Origin of the sequence: Ruoffia halotolerans (genome assembly GCF_014049385.1) — a bacterium.
In the GTDB taxonomy this organism is placed as follows: domain Bacteria; phylum Bacillota; class Bacilli; order Lactobacillales; family Aerococcaceae; genus Ruoffia; species Ruoffia halotolerans.
The window spans coordinates 81,027-96,594 of the sequence record NZ_JACAOA010000003.1 but is presented as its reverse complement, the minus strand read 5'-3'; the positions used below and the strand labels follow the sequence as shown (position 1 = coordinate 96,594).

Genomic DNA, 15,568 nt, shown 5'->3' with positions numbered 1-15,568 from the left:
AGGATAGACAATGACAATAATTAAAACAGCAGAAAGTGTTTGTGAGGGACACCCTGATAAACTATGTGATCAAATATCGGATGCCATTTTAGATGAAGCACTATCGCTGGATAATCAATCGCGAGTAGCCTGTGAAGTAATGATTACGAAAGGTCATGTATTTATAGCTGGAGAAATAACATGTAATACAAAAATAGGAATCCGCCAAGTTATTAGGCGGGTATTGGAGTCATGTGGGTATGACGCGAGAAAGTTCAAAATCCATATGCATATTCAAAAACAAAGTAAAGACATTCGAGATGGTGTAGATTTAGCTCTGGAAGTTCGAGAAGGAAGTCAATATGACGAGCTGGGTGCCGGAGACCAAGGGACAGTCTATGGTTATGCGACGAATGAAACCTATGACCGCTTACCTATGCCATTATCTTATGCCCATCAATTATGTCAACGATTAGATTCAGCAAGATGGTTAGGAACGATTGAAGGAATCCACTCAGACGGCAAGTCCCAGGTCAGTGTAGAATACAATGATGGAAAGCCGAAAAGGATTGCTGCGATTATCATTTCGATTCAACATGATGAGGATAAAAATATCGACCAATTAAAACAAGAAGTTAAATCTCGTGTTATTCTACCAGTTGTCCGTCAGGATTTACTGGATGAAGATACATTGATATTAATTAATCCGTCTGGTCGGTTTGTTATTGGAGGGCCTGACGCAGATACTGGACTAACGGGTCGTAAAATTATGGTGGATACATATGGTGGTTTAGGTGCTCATGGTGGAGGAGCCTTTTCAGGAAAAGATCCCACAAAAGTTGATCGGTCGGGTGCTTATATGGCAAGACATATCGCAAGACAAGTGATTGATGAGAACTTAGCAGAAAAATGTGAAATCGGCATATCCTATGCGATAGGCAAAGCACAGCCAGTTGCCATTTCTGTAAATACGTTTGGAACCGGTAAATTATCGGACGACAAACTAAAAGAGATTATTTTACTATCATACGATTTAAGTCCGAAGGGAATTATCGACTATTTAAATTTAAGGCATGTTAAATATCAGCGCACAGCTTGTTATGGCCACTTTAATTCGAGTCGGTTTACCTGGGAGCAAACAGCTCATAAGAAATTAACGAAGGAGGGGATTATCAATGGAGATGAGGAAGTTATCTCTTAAAGAATTAACTCCTGCTGAGTATAATCCGCGAAAAAATTTACAGCCAGGTGATGCAGAATATGAAAAATTGAAACGTTCGTTAGAAACATTCGGTTACGTTGATCCAATTATTTGGAATCAAAGAACGGAACGGGTAGTAGGTGGGCATCAGCGACTCAAGGTATTAGAAGATTTAGGGTATGAAACGATCGATTGCGTCCTTGTCGACTTAGATGAAGACAAGGAGAAAGCACTCAATGTTGCCTTAAATAAAATTAGCGGTGATTGGGATAAAGACAAACTCGTCATTTTAATATCGGACCTAGAAGCAACAGACTTTGATGTATCATTAACAGGATTTGACCCGGATGAATTAGATGATTTATTTAAAGATGATTTAAAAGAGGGGATACATGATGATGATTTTGATATGGATGAAGTACTTGGTGAACCCGCCATAACGCAGCAAGGGGATATCTGGCAATTGGGCCGACACCGCTTAATCTGCGGTGATAGTACCCAAGCCTCTACTTTTGAATCGTTAATGGGGGACCGTCAAACAAATCTGGTTGTGACGGACCCACCCTATAACGTGAACTATGAAGGAAAAGCGGGGAAAATTCAAAATGACAACCAAAGCGATGAAGACTTTTATCGGTTTTTATTAGACGTATTTCAACATTCTCACGATGTTCTAGCAGATGATGGATCGATCTATGTCTTCCATGCTGATACGGAAGGTCTTAATTTTAGGAAAGCTTTTAAAGAGGCAGGGTTTTATCTGTCAGGCACTTGTATCTGGAAAAAACAATCTCTGGTCTTAGGTCGCTCTCCTTATCAATGGCAACACGAACCGATTCTATTTGGGTGGAAGAAGAAAGGGAAGCATCTATGGTATACCGGACGAAAGGAATCAACTATTTGGGAGTTTGATAAACCGAAGAAAAATGGCGACCACCCAACGATGAAACCAGTGCCCTTAATTGCGTACCCTATTTTAAACTCTTCTTTAACCAATGGGATTGTACTGGACCCCTTTGGAGGATCCGGGTCAACGCTTATAGCATGTGAACAAACGGATCGAGTTTGTTATACAATTGAACTAGATGAGAAATACTGCGATGTGATTATCAAACGGTATATTGAACAAGTTGGAAGTGATAAAGGTGTAAGCTTAAAACGTAAAGGAAAAGATTTTACCTATTCAGATGTATTATCAAGTATTTCTGAATAATTCCTCAAGAGTTAAACGTTTAGGTAAGGAGACAGGATGAAGCTTCTCTTTACCAAAACAAACTAAAGAAATATTAGCCTGCGTTTCGTCAAGCAATTCTGGTATTTCATTTTCAAAGTCATATCTTACCCAAAATCGATCACAACCTAGCGGTGGAATTGTTAGTGGAAAGGCAGTAATATATGTAGCTTCTTTAAATCCTTTTGCTACTTCTTGGGTTGTCATAATCTGACGAGCGTCATGTAAAACACCAAAATATTCGTTTTGAATAGAAATTTTAGTTCGTTGGAGTACAGTTTGTTTTCTGGAATGATTGGTAATAGCTAATTCTAGAAAAAGAACGTTTGATTTTATCCGATAGGTGTTTTTAACTTCAACGGTTAAATGAGTCCGGTTATCTAACCATTTTGAGATTAAGTTCCAAATTGACAAGAAAAATCCAATGATTGCAATCCATAAAGTAATCGAATCTTTGCTATTGATAAACCAGGTATTGAAAGTTGTTAACCATTGCATAAAATCAGCTCCTTTATTTATAGTATATCTTATCATGTGTAATAAATGCTATTTAATCACTGATATGACTGGACTTTTACTCCGTTTAGAGTGATATATGTACATGAAGAAAAGGAGGGGGAAATCATGCAAATAATGTATGAGTTAGAAAGTCGTAAACGTAAAGAACTTTGCGAAGTCATATCAAAGGCAACTGGTGAGGCGATAAAGTATCTTGGCACACCCACATATGCTTATCAAATTGGGGAAATAAAGGTTGAACGCGATGCGACAGTCGTTGGTTTAAATGAAAAAGTCCATCAAGTGATTCTTGAAGCCGGATTTAGAGTGATAAATCAAGAAAATGAAACTGGCTTTGCTGTTTCAGTGCCGTTAATTGAAGCCGGTGAATTGGGCAAATTAGAAAATCTATTAACTGCCAAAAGGGTGCTAATTGAAAAAGCCTTAAATGCTGACAGGGTTTGTTTTGAAGTGAAAAGTGATCATTTAGAATTTCCTTGGTTCGATGAACAACCGGATCAAGAAGTCATACAAGCCACAGTCATATTCATTGAGAAAACCATTCAGTACGTAAAAGAACGGAAATTTATTTCAGCAAAAGAAACGCAAACGGATAATGACAAATATACTTTTAGGACATTTTTACTGGCAATTGGGATGATAGGACCGGACTACAAAGACGTAAGAAATATCTTACTTAAAGAGTTATCCGGAAATAGTGCTTTTAGGTTCCCAAAGGAGGTCCAAAATGGATAAGCGAATTTTAGAAATTATCAAAAAACGATACCCTCTTGGCAGTCGGATTGAATTAGTTCAAATGGATGATGTTCAAGCTCCTCCTGTGGGCACATTAGGAACCGTTGTAGGAGTCGATGATATTGGTTCCATTATGGTTTCTTGGGATAACGGTTCTTCATTAAACGTACTATATCAAAAGGATAAAGTTAAGAATATATATTAACTTCTATTTTTATACAAGATATAATATATTTATAATAAAAAATCATATATTTCTAGGAGGTTAATATGAATTGTGCAAATTGTGGTAATGATGATCAAGATTGGCTTTGTGATGAAGGTGATACAGTGTACTGTCAAAAATGTTATCATAGGACGCTTCTATCGACCGGTGAGTTGGATGAAATCGAGTGTAAATATTGTCATAATATGAGAGATAGAACAGCCTATTATTGTCGACATTGTAATATGGCTCAATAATTTCTAAAACCAGAGGACTCTTAAAGAGTTTTCTGGTTTTTTTTGGGAGGGAGACGATTGAGAAAACTTAAAAAGTATGTACCTACACAATTCAAGGAAAAGACATCAGTATATGATAAAGAAAAAGCGGATTACGCAGTAGATTTTATTGAATGTTTAACGCACACCAAAGGTCAATGGGCAGGCAAACCATTTGAATTGATTGATTGGCAAGAACAAATCATCAGAGATTTGTTCGGCACCATCAAGCCCAATGGGTATCGGCAATTTAATACCGCCTATGTTGAGATTCCTAAGAAACAAGGGAAGTCAGAACTTGCAGCAGCGTTAGCGCTATTACTCACTTGTGGGGATGGGGAAGAACGAGCCGAAGTATACGGTTGTGCAGCAGACAGACAACAAGCTTCAATTGTTTTTGAAGTGGCCGCTGATATGGTGCGGATGTGTCCTGCCTTAAATAAACGCGTAAAAATTCTTGCCTCACAAAAAAGAATCATTTTTCATCCCACTAATAGTTTTTACCAAGTTTTATCGGCAGAAGCCTACTCGAAACATGGGTTTAATATTAGTGGGGTTATTTTTGATGAACTCCATACACAACCTAATCGTAAATTATTTGATGTTATGACGAAAGGTTCTGGGGACGCGAGGACACAGCCTTTATATTTTTTAATTACAACAGCAGGTAACGATACTCAAAGCATTGGTTATGAGGTTCATCAAAAAGCGGAGGATATTATAGAAGGTCGCAAAACGGATCCTACTTTTTATCCAGTCATTTATGGAGCGAAGGAAGATGAGGATTGGACCGATCCAGAGGTTTGGAAAAAAGCGAATCCCTCCTTAGATATTACTGTAGCTATGGAAAAAGTCGAAGCAGCCTTTGAAAGTGCCAGACAGAATCCGGCGGAGGAAAATTCATTTAGACAGCTTAGATTGAACCAATGGGTGAAACAAGCGGTGCGGTGGATGCCAATGGATAAATGGTCCGCCTGTGATTTTCCAGTAGACCCTGAGCGCCTGAGAGGCAAGGTATGTTATGGCGGATTAGATTTATCTTCTACGACAGACTTATCGGCATTTGTCCTAGTCTTTCCTCCAGAAGATGAAGAAGATAAATATGCAGTGCTACCTTACTTTTGGATGCCGGAAGATAATGTGGCACTTAGAGTAAGTCGAGACCATGTACATTATGATCAATGGATACATAGTGGAGATTTATTAACGACTGAAGGTAATGTCGTTCATTATGGGTATATTGAAAAGTTTATAGAAGAACTCGGAACGCAATTTAATATTCAGGAAATAGCCTTTGACCGTTGGGGAGCAATTCAAATGTCGCAAAACTTGGAGGGAATGGGTTTTACTGTGGTTCCATTTGGGCAAGGATTTAAAGACATGAGTCCTCCGACCAAAGAATTAATGAAACTGGTTCTTGAAGAAAAAATTGCTCATGGTGGTCATCCAGTTTTACATTGGATGGCGGATAACATCTTTATTAAGAAAGATCCAGCTGGAAATATTAAACCAGATAAGGAAAAATCATCTGAAAAAATTGATGGGATAGTCGCAACGATTATGGCATTAGATCGAGCCATTCGAAATGCTGGGAAACATGGTTCGGTGTATGAAGACCGAGGTATTTTACTGTTATAAATGAGGTGATAAATTGAAAATGTTTGAACAATTAAAAATGTTATTTCGATCGAGAGATAAGCCGACCAATTTTACAAATAGTCGCTTATCTTTTTTATTTGGCTCAACCCCTTCTGGCCAACAAGTTAATGAAAGGACGGCCATGCAGTCAACAGGAGTGTATGCCTGCGTTCGTATTCTGTCCGAGTCTGTTGCGAGCTTACCTTTGCATTTATATCGTTATGAAGACAATGGCAGCAAAGTTAAAGCACGAGAGCACCCTCTCTACTTTCTATTACATGATGAGCCCAATGAAGAAATGACGAGTTTTACTTTCAGAGAAACGATGATGTCACATCTGCTCCTATACGGAAATGCCTATGCTCAAGTGATTCGCAACGGTAGAGGTGATGTGTTAGGAATGTACCCATTGATGCCTAATCAAGTAGAAGTTCAAAGAGCGAAGAATAATAAATTGATTTATGTTTACACCAAAACCTCTGATGGCTCAGGTAGAGAAGAAAAGATAACACTAATTCAATCAGAGGTGCTTCATATTCCGGGTTTGGGCTTTGATGGGCTGATGGGGTACAGCCCCATTGCGATGGCTAAAAACGCGATTGGTATGGCGTTGGCTACAGAGGATTACGGAGCTAGATTTTTCGCAAACGGTGCAACACCCGGAGGCGTTTTAGAGCATCCAGGGATTGTCAAGGATCCAGAACGGTTAAGAGAAACGTGGCAATCACAATTTTCTAAAGGGAATGTTCATCGTGTCGCGGTATTGGAGGAAGGAATGAAATTTCATCAATTAACGATTCCACCTGATCAAGCCCAGTTTTTAGAAACAAGAAAATTTCAGTTGAATGAAATTGCGCGAATATTTCGAGTGCCGCCACATATGATTGGAGATTTAGACCGCTCTAGCTTCAATAATATCGAGCAACAATCCATGGAATTTGTGAAATACACACTAAATCCTTGGCTCGTTCGTATTGAACAAGCAATTCACCAATCACTGTTTTTTAAAGATGAGAAAGATACCTACTTTGTAAAGTTTAATGTAAGTGGACTTTTACGAGGTGATTATGAGGCGCGAATGAATGGTTATGCTGTAGGACGTCAAAACGGTTGGCTTTCAGCAAATGACATTCGAGAGTTAGAAGACATGAACCATATCAGTGATAAAGAGGGTGGCAATCAATATTTAGTGAATGGCAACATGCTTCCACTGGATCAAGCGGGGGCTTTTTATAAAGAGAGGATAGATGCAGATGACCGTATTTTGGAATTGGAAGAAGACAAATAATGAAAGTGTAAGGGAGCTGGTCATGGATGGAGTCATTGCAGAGAATTCCTGGTTAGACGATGAGGTCACACCTCAACTATTTAAAAATCAATTAGATGAAGGAGATGGGCCTATTATTATCTGGTTGAATTCTCCCGGTGGTGACTGTATTGCAGCCAGTCAAATTTATACGATGTTAATGAATTATCCCAATGAGGTAACAGTTCGAGTAGATGGGCTTGCTGCTTCTGCTGCCAGTGTGATTGCAATGGCCGGAACAACTGTGGAGATGGCACCAACCTCTCTCATGATGATTCATAATCCATTAACAGCGGTGATGGGAAGCAGTAAAGAAATGAGTCGAGCGATTGTTATGTTAGAGGAAGTGAAAGAATCAATTATTAATGCTTATGAACTAAAAACTGATTTAACCAGAGAAGAATTGTCTAAGATGATGGATGCTGAAACTTGGATGAATGCGAATAAAGCCAAAGAACTAGGCTTCTGCGATGCGATTTATCAAGGTGATAAAGAGCTTGCGCCATCAAATTATTCTTTTTCTACGAAGCAATTAGCTCTTGAATTTGTCGCGAAGTTAGAAACTAAATACACACCGATTCAGTCATTTTATGATCGCTTAGAGCGATTGAAATATTAGGAGGAAAATTTAATGAATAAATTACAAGAATTAAGACAAAAACGTGCTAAAGCCTGGGATCAAACCAAGGCTTTTTTAGATGACTGCTATAAAGTGTCAGATGTCTTATCAGCAGAAGATACGCAGCGCTATGGAGCGATGGAGGAAGAAGTTGTTTCTTTAGGTCATGAAATTGAACGTTTAGAAAAACAACTAGAAATGGATAAAGTGATGAACCAAGCTACTTCACAAGGTATTGTCACATCACCGCAGAGTACAAAAGAAAATGCGTCAGGGAAAGCCAGCCCAGAATATGAACAAGCATTTTGGAATGTGATGCGTGGTAAGAATAGCGGTGTTATTCAGAATGCACTACAGGTTGGAACGGATTCAGAAGGTGGGTATTTAGTCCCAGATGAATTTGAACGTCAATTAATAGAAGGATTAGAGTCAGAAAATATCTTCCGCCGCATTGCGAAAGTCATTCAAACGAGTAGCGGTGAACGAAAAATTCCAGTGGTCGCTTCAAAAGGAGACGCTTCTTGGATGGATGAAGAAGGGTCCTATGTTGAGAGTGATTTGAGTTTCAATCAAGTTTTATTAGGAGCTCATAAATTGGGGACTTTAGTAAAAGTATCAGAAGAATTATTAAACGATTCTGCGTTTAATTTACCAAGTTATATTGCGCGCGAGTTTGCTCGCCGATTAGGATCTAAGGAAGAAGAAGCCTTCTTAGTAGGGGATGGGGTTGGAAAACCATTAGGGCTCCTTTCTGATAGTTCGGTGGAGGTAGGAATTACTACTACTTCTGATAAGGCAATCACTTTCGATAATCTTATTGATTTATATTATTCCGTTAAAGAGCCTTACCGTAAAAATTCAGTATTCATTATGAATGACCAAACGGTCAAAGCCATTCGTCAGCTAAAGGATACTAATGGCCAATATATCTGGCAGCCATCTTTAGTGGCCGGTACACCAGATAAAATCCTAAACTGTCCTGTTCTAACCTCTCCTTATGTTCCAGAAATTGCAGCTGGAGCAACCACTGTGATTTTTGGTGATTTCAGTTACTACTGGATTGCGGATCGAGAAGGACGCAGCTTTAAACGATTAAATGAATTATATGCGACGACAGGTCAGGTTGGTTTTTTAGGGTCACAAAGAGTGGACGGAAAGCTGATCTTACCAGAAGCTGTTAAGTTATTGAAACAAAAAGCGGGTGCTTAATAGTTAGTAGGTGAATGTAATGGTAGTTAGTTTAGAAGAAGCAAAGCTATTTTTAAGGGTAGAGAATGAAGTTGAAGATAGTCTGATTACTCAACTCATTCAATCCTCCCAGCAAACTGTAGAAAATACATTAAGACACTCATTGACAGAATATGATGAAGTCCCAGCAGATATAATTATGGCTATCCTTTATGGGGTAGCCTATTTATATGAAAATCGAGAAACTGCTGATTTTAAATCCATGATTCAGTTAATGAGAGCGATTCTTTTTCCCTATCGAAATGAGGTTTTTTAATGAATATTATGATTAATGATTTAAACCAAAGAATTAGTTTTTCAGAGGAACGCACATTAGTGGATGAGTATGGGACCCCATACGGGAAAGAATACGTTGAGTTTGGATCCGCATGGGCTCATGTATCAAATCTTCATGGTGATGAGTATTATTCAGCTTTAGGATTATCATTAGAAAAGGAATTAAAATTTACAATCCGGTATCGAGACGACATTTCTGAAGATACTGCGATAACGTTTAGAGACAATGTTTATAACATTACCTTTATCGATAATATCCGCTATCGTAATCGATTTATGGAATTACGTGCATCTTTGAGAGGTGGGTGAGGATGATTGAAAACACTATTAAATTCAAATGTGGTAAATAATACTAGCGCGATTTTCGGAGGCATATTGGGGTGGTATCTAGGGCCAATAGACGGTCTACTAACATTCCTTGTTACTTTGGTTCTATCGGATTATGTGACTGGGTTATTAAGAGCTTATCATGATCATGAATTGTCGAGCCGAGTAGGGCGTAAAGGTATTACAAAGAAATTTATGATTTTTGTCATTGTAGGTTTAGCTAACTTATTAGATATTCATATTTTTGGTGGAGAGTCTGCAGTGTTGAGAACAGCTGCAATAAGTTTTTATGCCTCAAATGAAGGATTATCTATTGTGGAAAATGCGATTCAAATAGGTTTGCCAGTGCCACCCAAAATCAAAGAAGCACTCAAACAAATTAATCATTCTGAAGATAAAGATGCGGAAAGTTAGGAGAAGTTATGGAATTAAACTATCAAGGTGCTACCTTAGCACCAGAGGTAATTCAGCTCATATTAGACAAAGCAAACACTTACTTAATTTTACCTTCCCTATTAATTACACAACTACATGTTGAAAGTATGTGGGGCAAGAGTCCGGTTGCGATTCAAAATAATAACTTATCGGGTATGAGTATGCCTTTTAGTGAAGAAAGTTTAGATGTTGTAGTGAGACCATCTGGAATTACTGTGACCAAAGGAAGTAAACGACCGGATAGAGAAGGTGGATATTATTATCGATATCATTCGTTAGAGGACTTTGTTGATGATTGGACCTACTTATTACGTCCTGGAGGAATTTATAACGTGAGTGGTCAAAGTGAGTTTGAAGTAGCTGTTAAAGGTTTATTTAAGGTGGGCGGTGCAAAATATGATTATGCAGCGATTGGCTATAAAAATTACTTAAAACTAATGATTGATAGAAGGAAAACAATTAACGCAGCAAATTCAGGTGCGTTGGATGTGTTAGATGAAGGAGGAATGCAGATGCCTGTAAGTGCAAAAAATATAATACAAGTAGCAAAAAATTACCTTGGTATGACTAAACAATCAACTAGCCATAAAAATTTAATTGACCGTTATAATCAGGTGAAGCCATTACCAGTGGGCTATCCTGTAAAATATACCGATGATTGGTGTGATGCCTTTATAACGGTTATATCCGATGAAGCAGGGGCAACAGATTTAATTGGGCGGGAGTGTGGGGTCGAACGTCATAAAAATATCTTTAAACAAAAAGGGATCTGGTATCAACTTAAATCTTCTGAGAACACATACTTACCTTTGCCAGGTGATATCGTTATTTTTAGATGGGATCATCTACGAACTGGCTGGGCACAACACATTGGGCTGGTAGAAACGGTATCTGGAAATAACATCAATATAATAGAGGGGAATGCGATTATTAATGGTGTTTCGCAAGTAGCCAGAAGAAGCTATCATAAGTATTCTAGTACCATTCAGGGCTATGCAAGACCGCGTTATGGTTTTGTGACATCCAACAGAGGACTTCCTATTCAAGAAGTAGCACGTGAAGTGATTCAAGGAAAATGGGGAAATGGAAATGCTCGGACACAAAGATTAGAACAAGCCGGCTATGATGCGGTAAAAGTTCAAAAAGAAGTGAACCGTCAAATCCAACCCATTACAAAGGAGCAGTTAGTTGGTGAAATTATTTCCGGAAAGCATGGCGACGGTCAAGAGAGAATTCAAAGCATTCGTTCACTGGGGCATGATCCAGAACTGATACAAAAAGCAGTAAATGAGAAGTTAAAAAATGATAAAGACCTAATTACATTGTCTTCTGAACAAGCAGCAGGTGGTGAGCAGCCTCAACCAAGAAAAGGAGAAGGTGAAGTCGAAGTAGATGGCGTAATATATTTAGTAACCATGAAAGAGAAATAATAAGATGACCTACTAGCATTCTGTGCTGGTAGGTCTAATTTTTTGCCTAAATTTTTTAGACCGTCCGAATTCATTCATTCTCCTGGCTAATAGTAAGAGGGAGACTAACTTACAAAAGAACTCACCTCTATTTTGGCGATAAAGCAATAAGGAGGAGAACGATGAAAGACAAAATAACAACATCACAATTTTATGGTGAAATAGATTATTTTCTGGCTGAACAAGCCTTAAATGAATTAAAGGAAGTCGGTCTAATCACCGAGGAGGAAAAGGCGGAAATACATCAATTAAACTTAGAAAAATTCAATCCATACTTAAAGGATTTACTGGCCTAAAACGTTGATAGTATAAGGTTTGAGAGGTAATATGTGACTGCCGAAGGAGGTGAGATTATGAAGAAAGTAACAAAAATAGAAGCGGTGCAGCAAACGTTAAATAATAATCGAACTCGTGTAGCAGCTTACTGTAGAGTGTCAACGGATAGCGAAGAACAATTAGGTTCTTTAGAAAGTCAAGTGGCGCATTATGATCAACTCATTGATTCTCATCCAGAATGGGATAAAGTAGGGATCTATTCGGATGATGGTATTACCGGAACGAATATGGAGAAACGGCCAGGTCTACAATCTCTAATTGATGATTGCAAGCAATTAAAGATTGACCTTGTGTTGATAAAATCCATTTCAAGATTTTCAAGAAACATCTTGGAATGTTTAACCGTAGTCAGAGAATTAAGTGCGTTAAAAATAGCTATTCATTTCGATAAAGAAAACTTGAATACACAACAGATGGATGGTGAATTATTACTATCCTCAATGAGTATCTTAGCGGAGAATGAATCACGAACAATATCCGAAAATATCAAGTGGGCATTGAGAAAGCGCGTTGAGAATAATTCCTATCGACACATTAGTGCACCATATGGTTATAAAGTTATAAATAATAATCTAGAAATAGATGAAAAGGAAGCAAGGATTATCCAAGATATTTTCGAAAGCTATCTGGCTGGGGAAGGGACTTATCGCATTGCCAATAAGCTCAACTCTAAAAATATAACTCCGCCTAGGAAAGAGATATGGCGAGAAAGTACGATTCTGTATATTTTGACAAATGAACGTTATGTTGGAGATTTTTTGTATCAAAAAACATACACTGACTCGGAATTTCAGCGTCATGTTAACGACGGTGACGTTGATATGTTATACATTCCAGATAATCATGAGGCTATTATTTCAAGAGAAGACTTTGAAAAAGTTAAGGATTTACTCAGTAATCGAAGTGAAACCAAAGTAAGTCGAGGCAATACTGTCTACCCCTTGACGAAGAAAATAATATGCGGTCATTGTGGAAGTAATTATAAAAGGAGAATTCACTATTCCACTAATCAAAGCAATTACATAGCTTGGTGCTGTCCTACGCATATCAGTAACAAGGAACAATGCCCGATGAAATTTATAAAAGAAACTGACATTCAAGCGGCATTCATGACCATGATAAACAAGCTAATATTTGCTAGAGAAGAACTTATTGAAGAAACGATTGACGCTTTTAGTGAAACATCTTTTGTCACTCAAAACCGATTGAATCTTGTAGAGGAAAAAATTATGGATTGTCAGAATAACATCCAAACACTTACGGAACTTAAGAGTAGTGGGTTGATAGATGTTGAATTTTATCATCAGTACTTGAACCGAATTGAACAAGAAAAGAAGAATCTGTTGAACGAAAAACGAACTGTTCTTGAGGAAGATGAAAATAAATTAATTCGATTTCAAGAATTAAAGAAACTGAATCAATTTTTGAAACGAAGGAATCCATTTAATGAGCATGAGGATAGTGTATTAAGTGAATTCTTAGAAAGGGTAAAAGTAGAGAATCGAGAAACCTTTCATTTTTATCTAAAATGTGGTTTAAGATTTACGGAAAGGAGTAGCCAATGAAAACCTATTACGGATATCAGATAAAACATGGTGAAATAACAGTCGATGAAAACGAAGCGAGAATAATTAGGGACTTATTTGAAATATACTTAACTGGAAAGTCTTTGGTTAAAGTGGGTGAAGAAGCGGGCCTCAATAAAACCCATGGATTTATTGGTAGGGTTCTGGCAAATCCAATATATATGGGGACCGATTTTTATCCGGCAATTGTTTCAATAGAACTATTTGAAAAAGTTCAAATGGAACGTGAGAGGCGAAAAAATAAGCTAGGACGAAACTTTGAGTGTAAGCCCCTTAAAATGTCTATCTCTACTAAGTTTCAATGGAAGGAAAAAGCCAAATTACCACGAGACCCCCTACGAAAGGCATCAGTGCTGTATGAAAGCATAGAGGTGGAAGTATGAAAGATAAAAGAGTTATGGTAATTCCAGCTCGTAAAAAATTACAAGAGGGTGCATTAGATAAAGAACATCCAAAATTGAGAGTCGCTGCTTACTGTCGAGTATCTACAGAAAGTGAAGAACAAACTGGAAGTTTCGAGACCCAAGTTAGTCACTATACGAATTATATTAACAAAAATCCTGACTGGCGATTAGTTGATATTTATGCGGATGAAGGTATTTCAGGGACTAATACTAAGAACCGGCGCGAATTTAACCGGATGATAAATGAGTGTTTGACAGGAAATATTGATTTAATCATCACAAAATCAATTTCAAGATTTGCTAGAAATACCTTGGATTGTCTAAAATATATTAGACAGCTAAAAGCAAAGAATGTAGCAGTGTACTTTGAGAAAGAAAACATTAACACTTTGGATTCAAAAGGGGAAGTTCTGATTACCATCATGGCATCTCTTGCTCAGCAAGAAAGTGAATCTATGAGTAAAAATATCAAGTTAGGATTACAATATCGATATCAACAAGGCCAGGTGAAATTTAATACAACCCGGTTCTTAGGCTATGATTCCGATGATGAAGGTACGTTAATCATTAATCAGGAACAGGCAAAGGTGGTCAGGCGCATCTTTAAAGAATACCTTGAGGGGAAAGGGACGGGACGAATTGCACGAGGCTTGATGAACGACAAAATCCCAACGGGATCCGGCAAACTAAAATGGTCGGGAGATAGTATTAACCGCATTATTAGCAATGAAAAATATATGGGAAATGCCTTACTTCAAAAAACCTATACTGTGGACTTCCTTACCAAAACGCGGGTGGAAAATGACGGGACAGTCCCACAGTATTATATCGAAGACAACCATGAGCCGATTGTTTCCAAAGAAACCTTTCATTTGGCTCAACAAGAAAAGGCTAGAAGAAGTAACTTATATTCAGGCAAACGAAAACAGAAGCGAGTGTACCAAGGAAAGTATGCCTTATCAGGCAAAGTAATTTGTGAACACTGTGGGGATAATTTTAGACGAGTAAAATGGAACAGTCGAGGAAGTAAAGCGACTGTCTGGCGGTGTGTGACTCGCCTTACTGACCATACGCAATGTCAGGCGAGAACGGTTAAGGAAGATCTCCTTCATGAAGCAGTATTAGAGGCGATTAATGAGTTCATAGGAGATAAAGGTAACTACTTGAAAGTTTTGGAGAAAAATATTACCCAAGTTCTTAATAACAAATACGATGAAACAGCGGAAGATGTTGATAATCAGTTACACGATTTACAAAAGCAATTATATCAATTTGCAAATCAGAAAGAAGACTATGAACGCATAGCAGAGCGAATATTTAAACTTCGAGAAAGGAAACAGCAACTTTTAATTGAGAATGCAACCAATGAAGAGAAGCGGAGACGCTGGTCAGACATCAAAGCTTTTTTGAAAACTCAGCACACTCGTCTGGAGGAGTATGGTGAGGGTTTGACGAATCGATTGGTCGAGGGAGTGGTCATTAAGGATGAATGTATTGAAGTCGAGTTGAAGACTAGGGACATAATTAATATTGACAAATAAGAGAGACATTGGGCTATGCAGTGATGCTGCATAGTTCTGTGTCTCTCTTTTTGCTATAATAGGTTCGAAACCTAAAACTCGCAAAATTATTAGAAGAATTATTTCGCACGTAAGGTAGTTTTTTTTGATAGATTAGGAGAATAAAGCGAATAATTATGAATAAATCGTGCGTGAATCGTGCGTGAATCGTGCAAAAAAATCAAGAAATAAATAAAGAATCCCTTTACAAAGGGCTCTT

The 15,568-nt window shown here is 37.9% G+C and carries 17 protein-coding genes; 16 read left to right on the top strand and 1 reads right to left on the bottom strand.

The window, feature by feature from the left end; translation table 11 throughout:
- Nucleotides 1-10 precede the first annotated feature (10 nt).
- Together metK and HW423_RS01910 are read left to right on the top strand one after the other, a co-directional pair.
- Complete coding sequence (gene metK / locus HW423_RS01915; protein WP_235956225.1) at nucleotides 11-1,180, top strand: methionine adenosyltransferase; 1,170 nt, start codon at nucleotides 11-13, stop codon at nucleotides 1,178-1,180.
- Entirely contained in the window at nucleotides 1,155-2,393 is a 1,239-nt protein-coding gene (locus HW423_RS01910; RefSeq protein ID WP_218930259.1) for a site-specific DNA-methyltransferase, read from the top strand. The genes metK and HW423_RS01910 overlap by 26 nt, the downstream gene beginning before the upstream one ends.
- Here the strand turns inward: HW423_RS01910 and HW423_RS01905 are convergent.
- The gene (locus tag HW423_RS01905) at nucleotides 2,376-2,909 is read right to left on the bottom strand and encodes a hypothetical protein (protein ID WP_218930258.1); all 534 of its coding nucleotides are present in this window, start codon (nucleotides 2,907-2,909) and stop codon (nucleotides 2,376-2,378) included. The genes HW423_RS01910 and HW423_RS01905 overlap by 18 nt on opposite strands.
- A 126-nt stretch (nucleotides 2,910-3,035) precedes the next feature.
- Here HW423_RS01905 and HW423_RS01900 point away from each other — a divergent pair, with 126 nt between their 5' ends.
- From HW423_RS01900 to HW423_RS01835, 14 genes are all read left to right on the top strand, one after another.
- Nucleotides 3,036-3,665 (top strand): hypothetical protein, encoded by a 630-nt coding sequence (locus HW423_RS01900; RefSeq protein WP_218930257.1) that lies wholly within the window; start codon nucleotides 3,036-3,038, stop codon nucleotides 3,663-3,665.
- Nucleotides 3,658-3,870 (top strand): DUF4314 domain-containing protein, encoded by a 213-nt coding sequence (locus HW423_RS01895; RefSeq protein WP_218930256.1) that lies wholly within the window; start codon nucleotides 3,658-3,660, stop codon nucleotides 3,868-3,870. Before HW423_RS01900 ends, HW423_RS01895 begins: the two co-directional genes overlap by 8 nt.
- Before the next feature lie 314 nt (nucleotides 3,871-4,184).
- On the top strand, nucleotides 4,185-5,783 hold the full coding sequence (locus HW423_RS01890) for a terminase large subunit (RefSeq protein ID WP_218930255.1): 1,599 nt from the start codon (nucleotides 4,185-4,187) through the stop codon (nucleotides 5,781-5,783).
- A gap of 19 nt (nucleotides 5,784-5,802) precedes the next feature.
- On the top strand, nucleotides 5,803-7,071 hold the full coding sequence (locus HW423_RS01885) for a phage portal protein (RefSeq protein WP_218930254.1): 1,269 nt from the start codon (nucleotides 5,803-5,805) through the stop codon (nucleotides 7,069-7,071).
- Nucleotides 7,037-7,708, top strand: coding sequence for a head maturation protease, ClpP-related (locus tag HW423_RS01880; protein WP_218930298.1), 672 nt, complete (start codon nucleotides 7,037-7,039; stop codon nucleotides 7,706-7,708). The genes HW423_RS01885 and HW423_RS01880 overlap by 35 nt, the downstream gene beginning before the upstream one ends.
- Nucleotides 7,709-7,720: 12 nt before the next feature.
- The gene (locus HW423_RS01875; protein WP_218930253.1) at nucleotides 7,721-8,917 is read left to right on the top strand and encodes a phage major capsid protein; all 1,197 of its coding nucleotides are present in this window, start codon (nucleotides 7,721-7,723) and stop codon (nucleotides 8,915-8,917) included.
- 19 nt (nucleotides 8,918-8,936) lie between these two features.
- On the top strand, nucleotides 8,937-9,212 hold the full coding sequence (locus tag HW423_RS01870; RefSeq protein WP_197115141.1) for a head-tail connector protein: 276 nt from the start codon (nucleotides 8,937-8,939) through the stop codon (nucleotides 9,210-9,212).
- Nucleotides 9,212-9,541: a phage head closure protein gene (locus HW423_RS01865; protein WP_218930252.1), complete on the top strand. Its 330-nt coding sequence runs from the start codon at nucleotides 9,212-9,214 to the stop codon at nucleotides 9,539-9,541. The genes HW423_RS01870 and HW423_RS01865 overlap by 1 nt, the downstream gene beginning before the upstream one ends.
- Before the next feature lie 6 nt (nucleotides 9,542-9,547).
- Complete coding sequence (locus tag HW423_RS01860) at nucleotides 9,548-9,973, top strand: phage holin family protein (protein ID WP_235956222.1); 426 nt, start codon at nucleotides 9,548-9,550, stop codon at nucleotides 9,971-9,973.
- Nucleotides 9,974-9,981: 8 nt separating this feature from the next.
- Nucleotides 9,982-11,424: a glucosaminidase domain-containing protein gene (locus HW423_RS01855; protein WP_218930251.1), complete on the top strand. Its 1,443-nt coding sequence runs from the start codon at nucleotides 9,982-9,984 to the stop codon at nucleotides 11,422-11,424.
- A gap of 161 nt (nucleotides 11,425-11,585) precedes the next feature.
- Nucleotides 11,586-11,759: an SHOCT domain-containing protein gene (locus HW423_RS01850; protein WP_197115139.1), complete on the top strand. Its 174-nt coding sequence runs from the start codon at nucleotides 11,586-11,588 to the stop codon at nucleotides 11,757-11,759.
- Between the two features lie 57 nt (nucleotides 11,760-11,816).
- A complete protein-coding gene (locus HW423_RS01845; RefSeq protein ID WP_218930250.1) occupies nucleotides 11,817-13,364 on the top strand; it encodes a recombinase family protein in 1,548 nt (515 codons plus the stop codon).
- The gene (locus HW423_RS01840) at nucleotides 13,361-13,768 is read left to right on the top strand and encodes a recombinase family protein (RefSeq protein WP_218930249.1); all 408 of its coding nucleotides are present in this window, start codon (nucleotides 13,361-13,363) and stop codon (nucleotides 13,766-13,768) included. Before HW423_RS01845 ends, HW423_RS01840 begins: the two co-directional genes overlap by 4 nt.
- Nucleotides 13,765-15,330: a recombinase family protein gene (locus tag HW423_RS01835; RefSeq protein WP_235956220.1), complete on the top strand. Its 1,566-nt coding sequence runs from the start codon at nucleotides 13,765-13,767 to the stop codon at nucleotides 15,328-15,330. The genes HW423_RS01840 and HW423_RS01835 overlap by 4 nt, the downstream gene beginning before the upstream one ends.
- Nucleotides 15,331-15,568: the final 238 nt, after the last annotated feature.

Excerpts from the sequence above, each read along its gene's own strand:
- metK (WP_235956225.1), top strand. The coding sequence starts at position 11 with ATGACAATAATTAAAACAGCAGAAAGTGTTTGTGAGGGACACCCTGAT.
- HW423_RS01905 (WP_218930258.1), bottom strand. The coding sequence starts at position 2,909 with ATGCAATGGTTAACAACTTTCAATACCTGGTTTATCAATAGCAAAGAT.
- HW423_RS01875 (WP_218930253.1), top strand. The coding sequence starts at position 7,721 with ATGAATAAATTACAAGAATTAAGACAAAAACGTGCTAAAGCCTGGGAT.
- HW423_RS01845 (WP_218930250.1), top strand. The coding sequence starts at position 11,817 with ATGAAGAAAGTAACAAAAATAGAAGCGGTGCAGCAAACGTTAAATAAT.
- HW423_RS01840 (WP_218930249.1), top strand. The coding sequence starts at position 13,361 with ATGAAAACCTATTACGGATATCAGATAAAACATGGTGAAATAACAGTC.
- HW423_RS01900 (WP_218930257.1), top strand. The coding sequence starts at position 3,036 with ATGCAAATAATGTATGAGTTAGAAAGTCGTAAACGTAAAGAACTTTGC.
- HW423_RS01880 (WP_218930298.1), top strand. The coding sequence starts at position 7,037 with ATGACCGTATTTTGGAATTGGAAGAAGACAAATAATGAAAGTGTAAGG.
- HW423_RS01855 (WP_218930251.1), top strand. The coding sequence starts at position 9,982 with ATGGAATTAAACTATCAAGGTGCTACCTTAGCACCAGAGGTAATTCAG.
- HW423_RS01870 (WP_197115141.1), top strand. The coding sequence starts at position 8,937 with ATGGTAGTTAGTTTAGAAGAAGCAAAGCTATTTTTAAGGGTAGAGAAT.
- HW423_RS01910 (WP_218930259.1), top strand. The coding sequence starts at position 1,155 with ATGGAGATGAGGAAGTTATCTCTTAAAGAATTAACTCCTGCTGAGTAT.
- HW423_RS01865 (WP_218930252.1), top strand. The coding sequence starts at position 9,212 with ATGAATATTATGATTAATGATTTAAACCAAAGAATTAGTTTTTCAGAG.
- HW423_RS01895 (WP_218930256.1), top strand. The coding sequence starts at position 3,658 with ATGGATAAGCGAATTTTAGAAATTATCAAAAAACGATACCCTCTTGGC.
- HW423_RS01850 (WP_197115139.1), top strand. The coding sequence starts at position 11,586 with ATGAAAGACAAAATAACAACATCACAATTTTATGGTGAAATAGATTAT.
- HW423_RS01835 (WP_235956220.1), top strand. The coding sequence starts at position 13,765 with ATGAAAGATAAAAGAGTTATGGTAATTCCAGCTCGTAAAAAATTACAA.
- HW423_RS01885 (WP_218930254.1), top strand. The coding sequence starts at position 5,803 with ATGTTTGAACAATTAAAAATGTTATTTCGATCGAGAGATAAGCCGACC.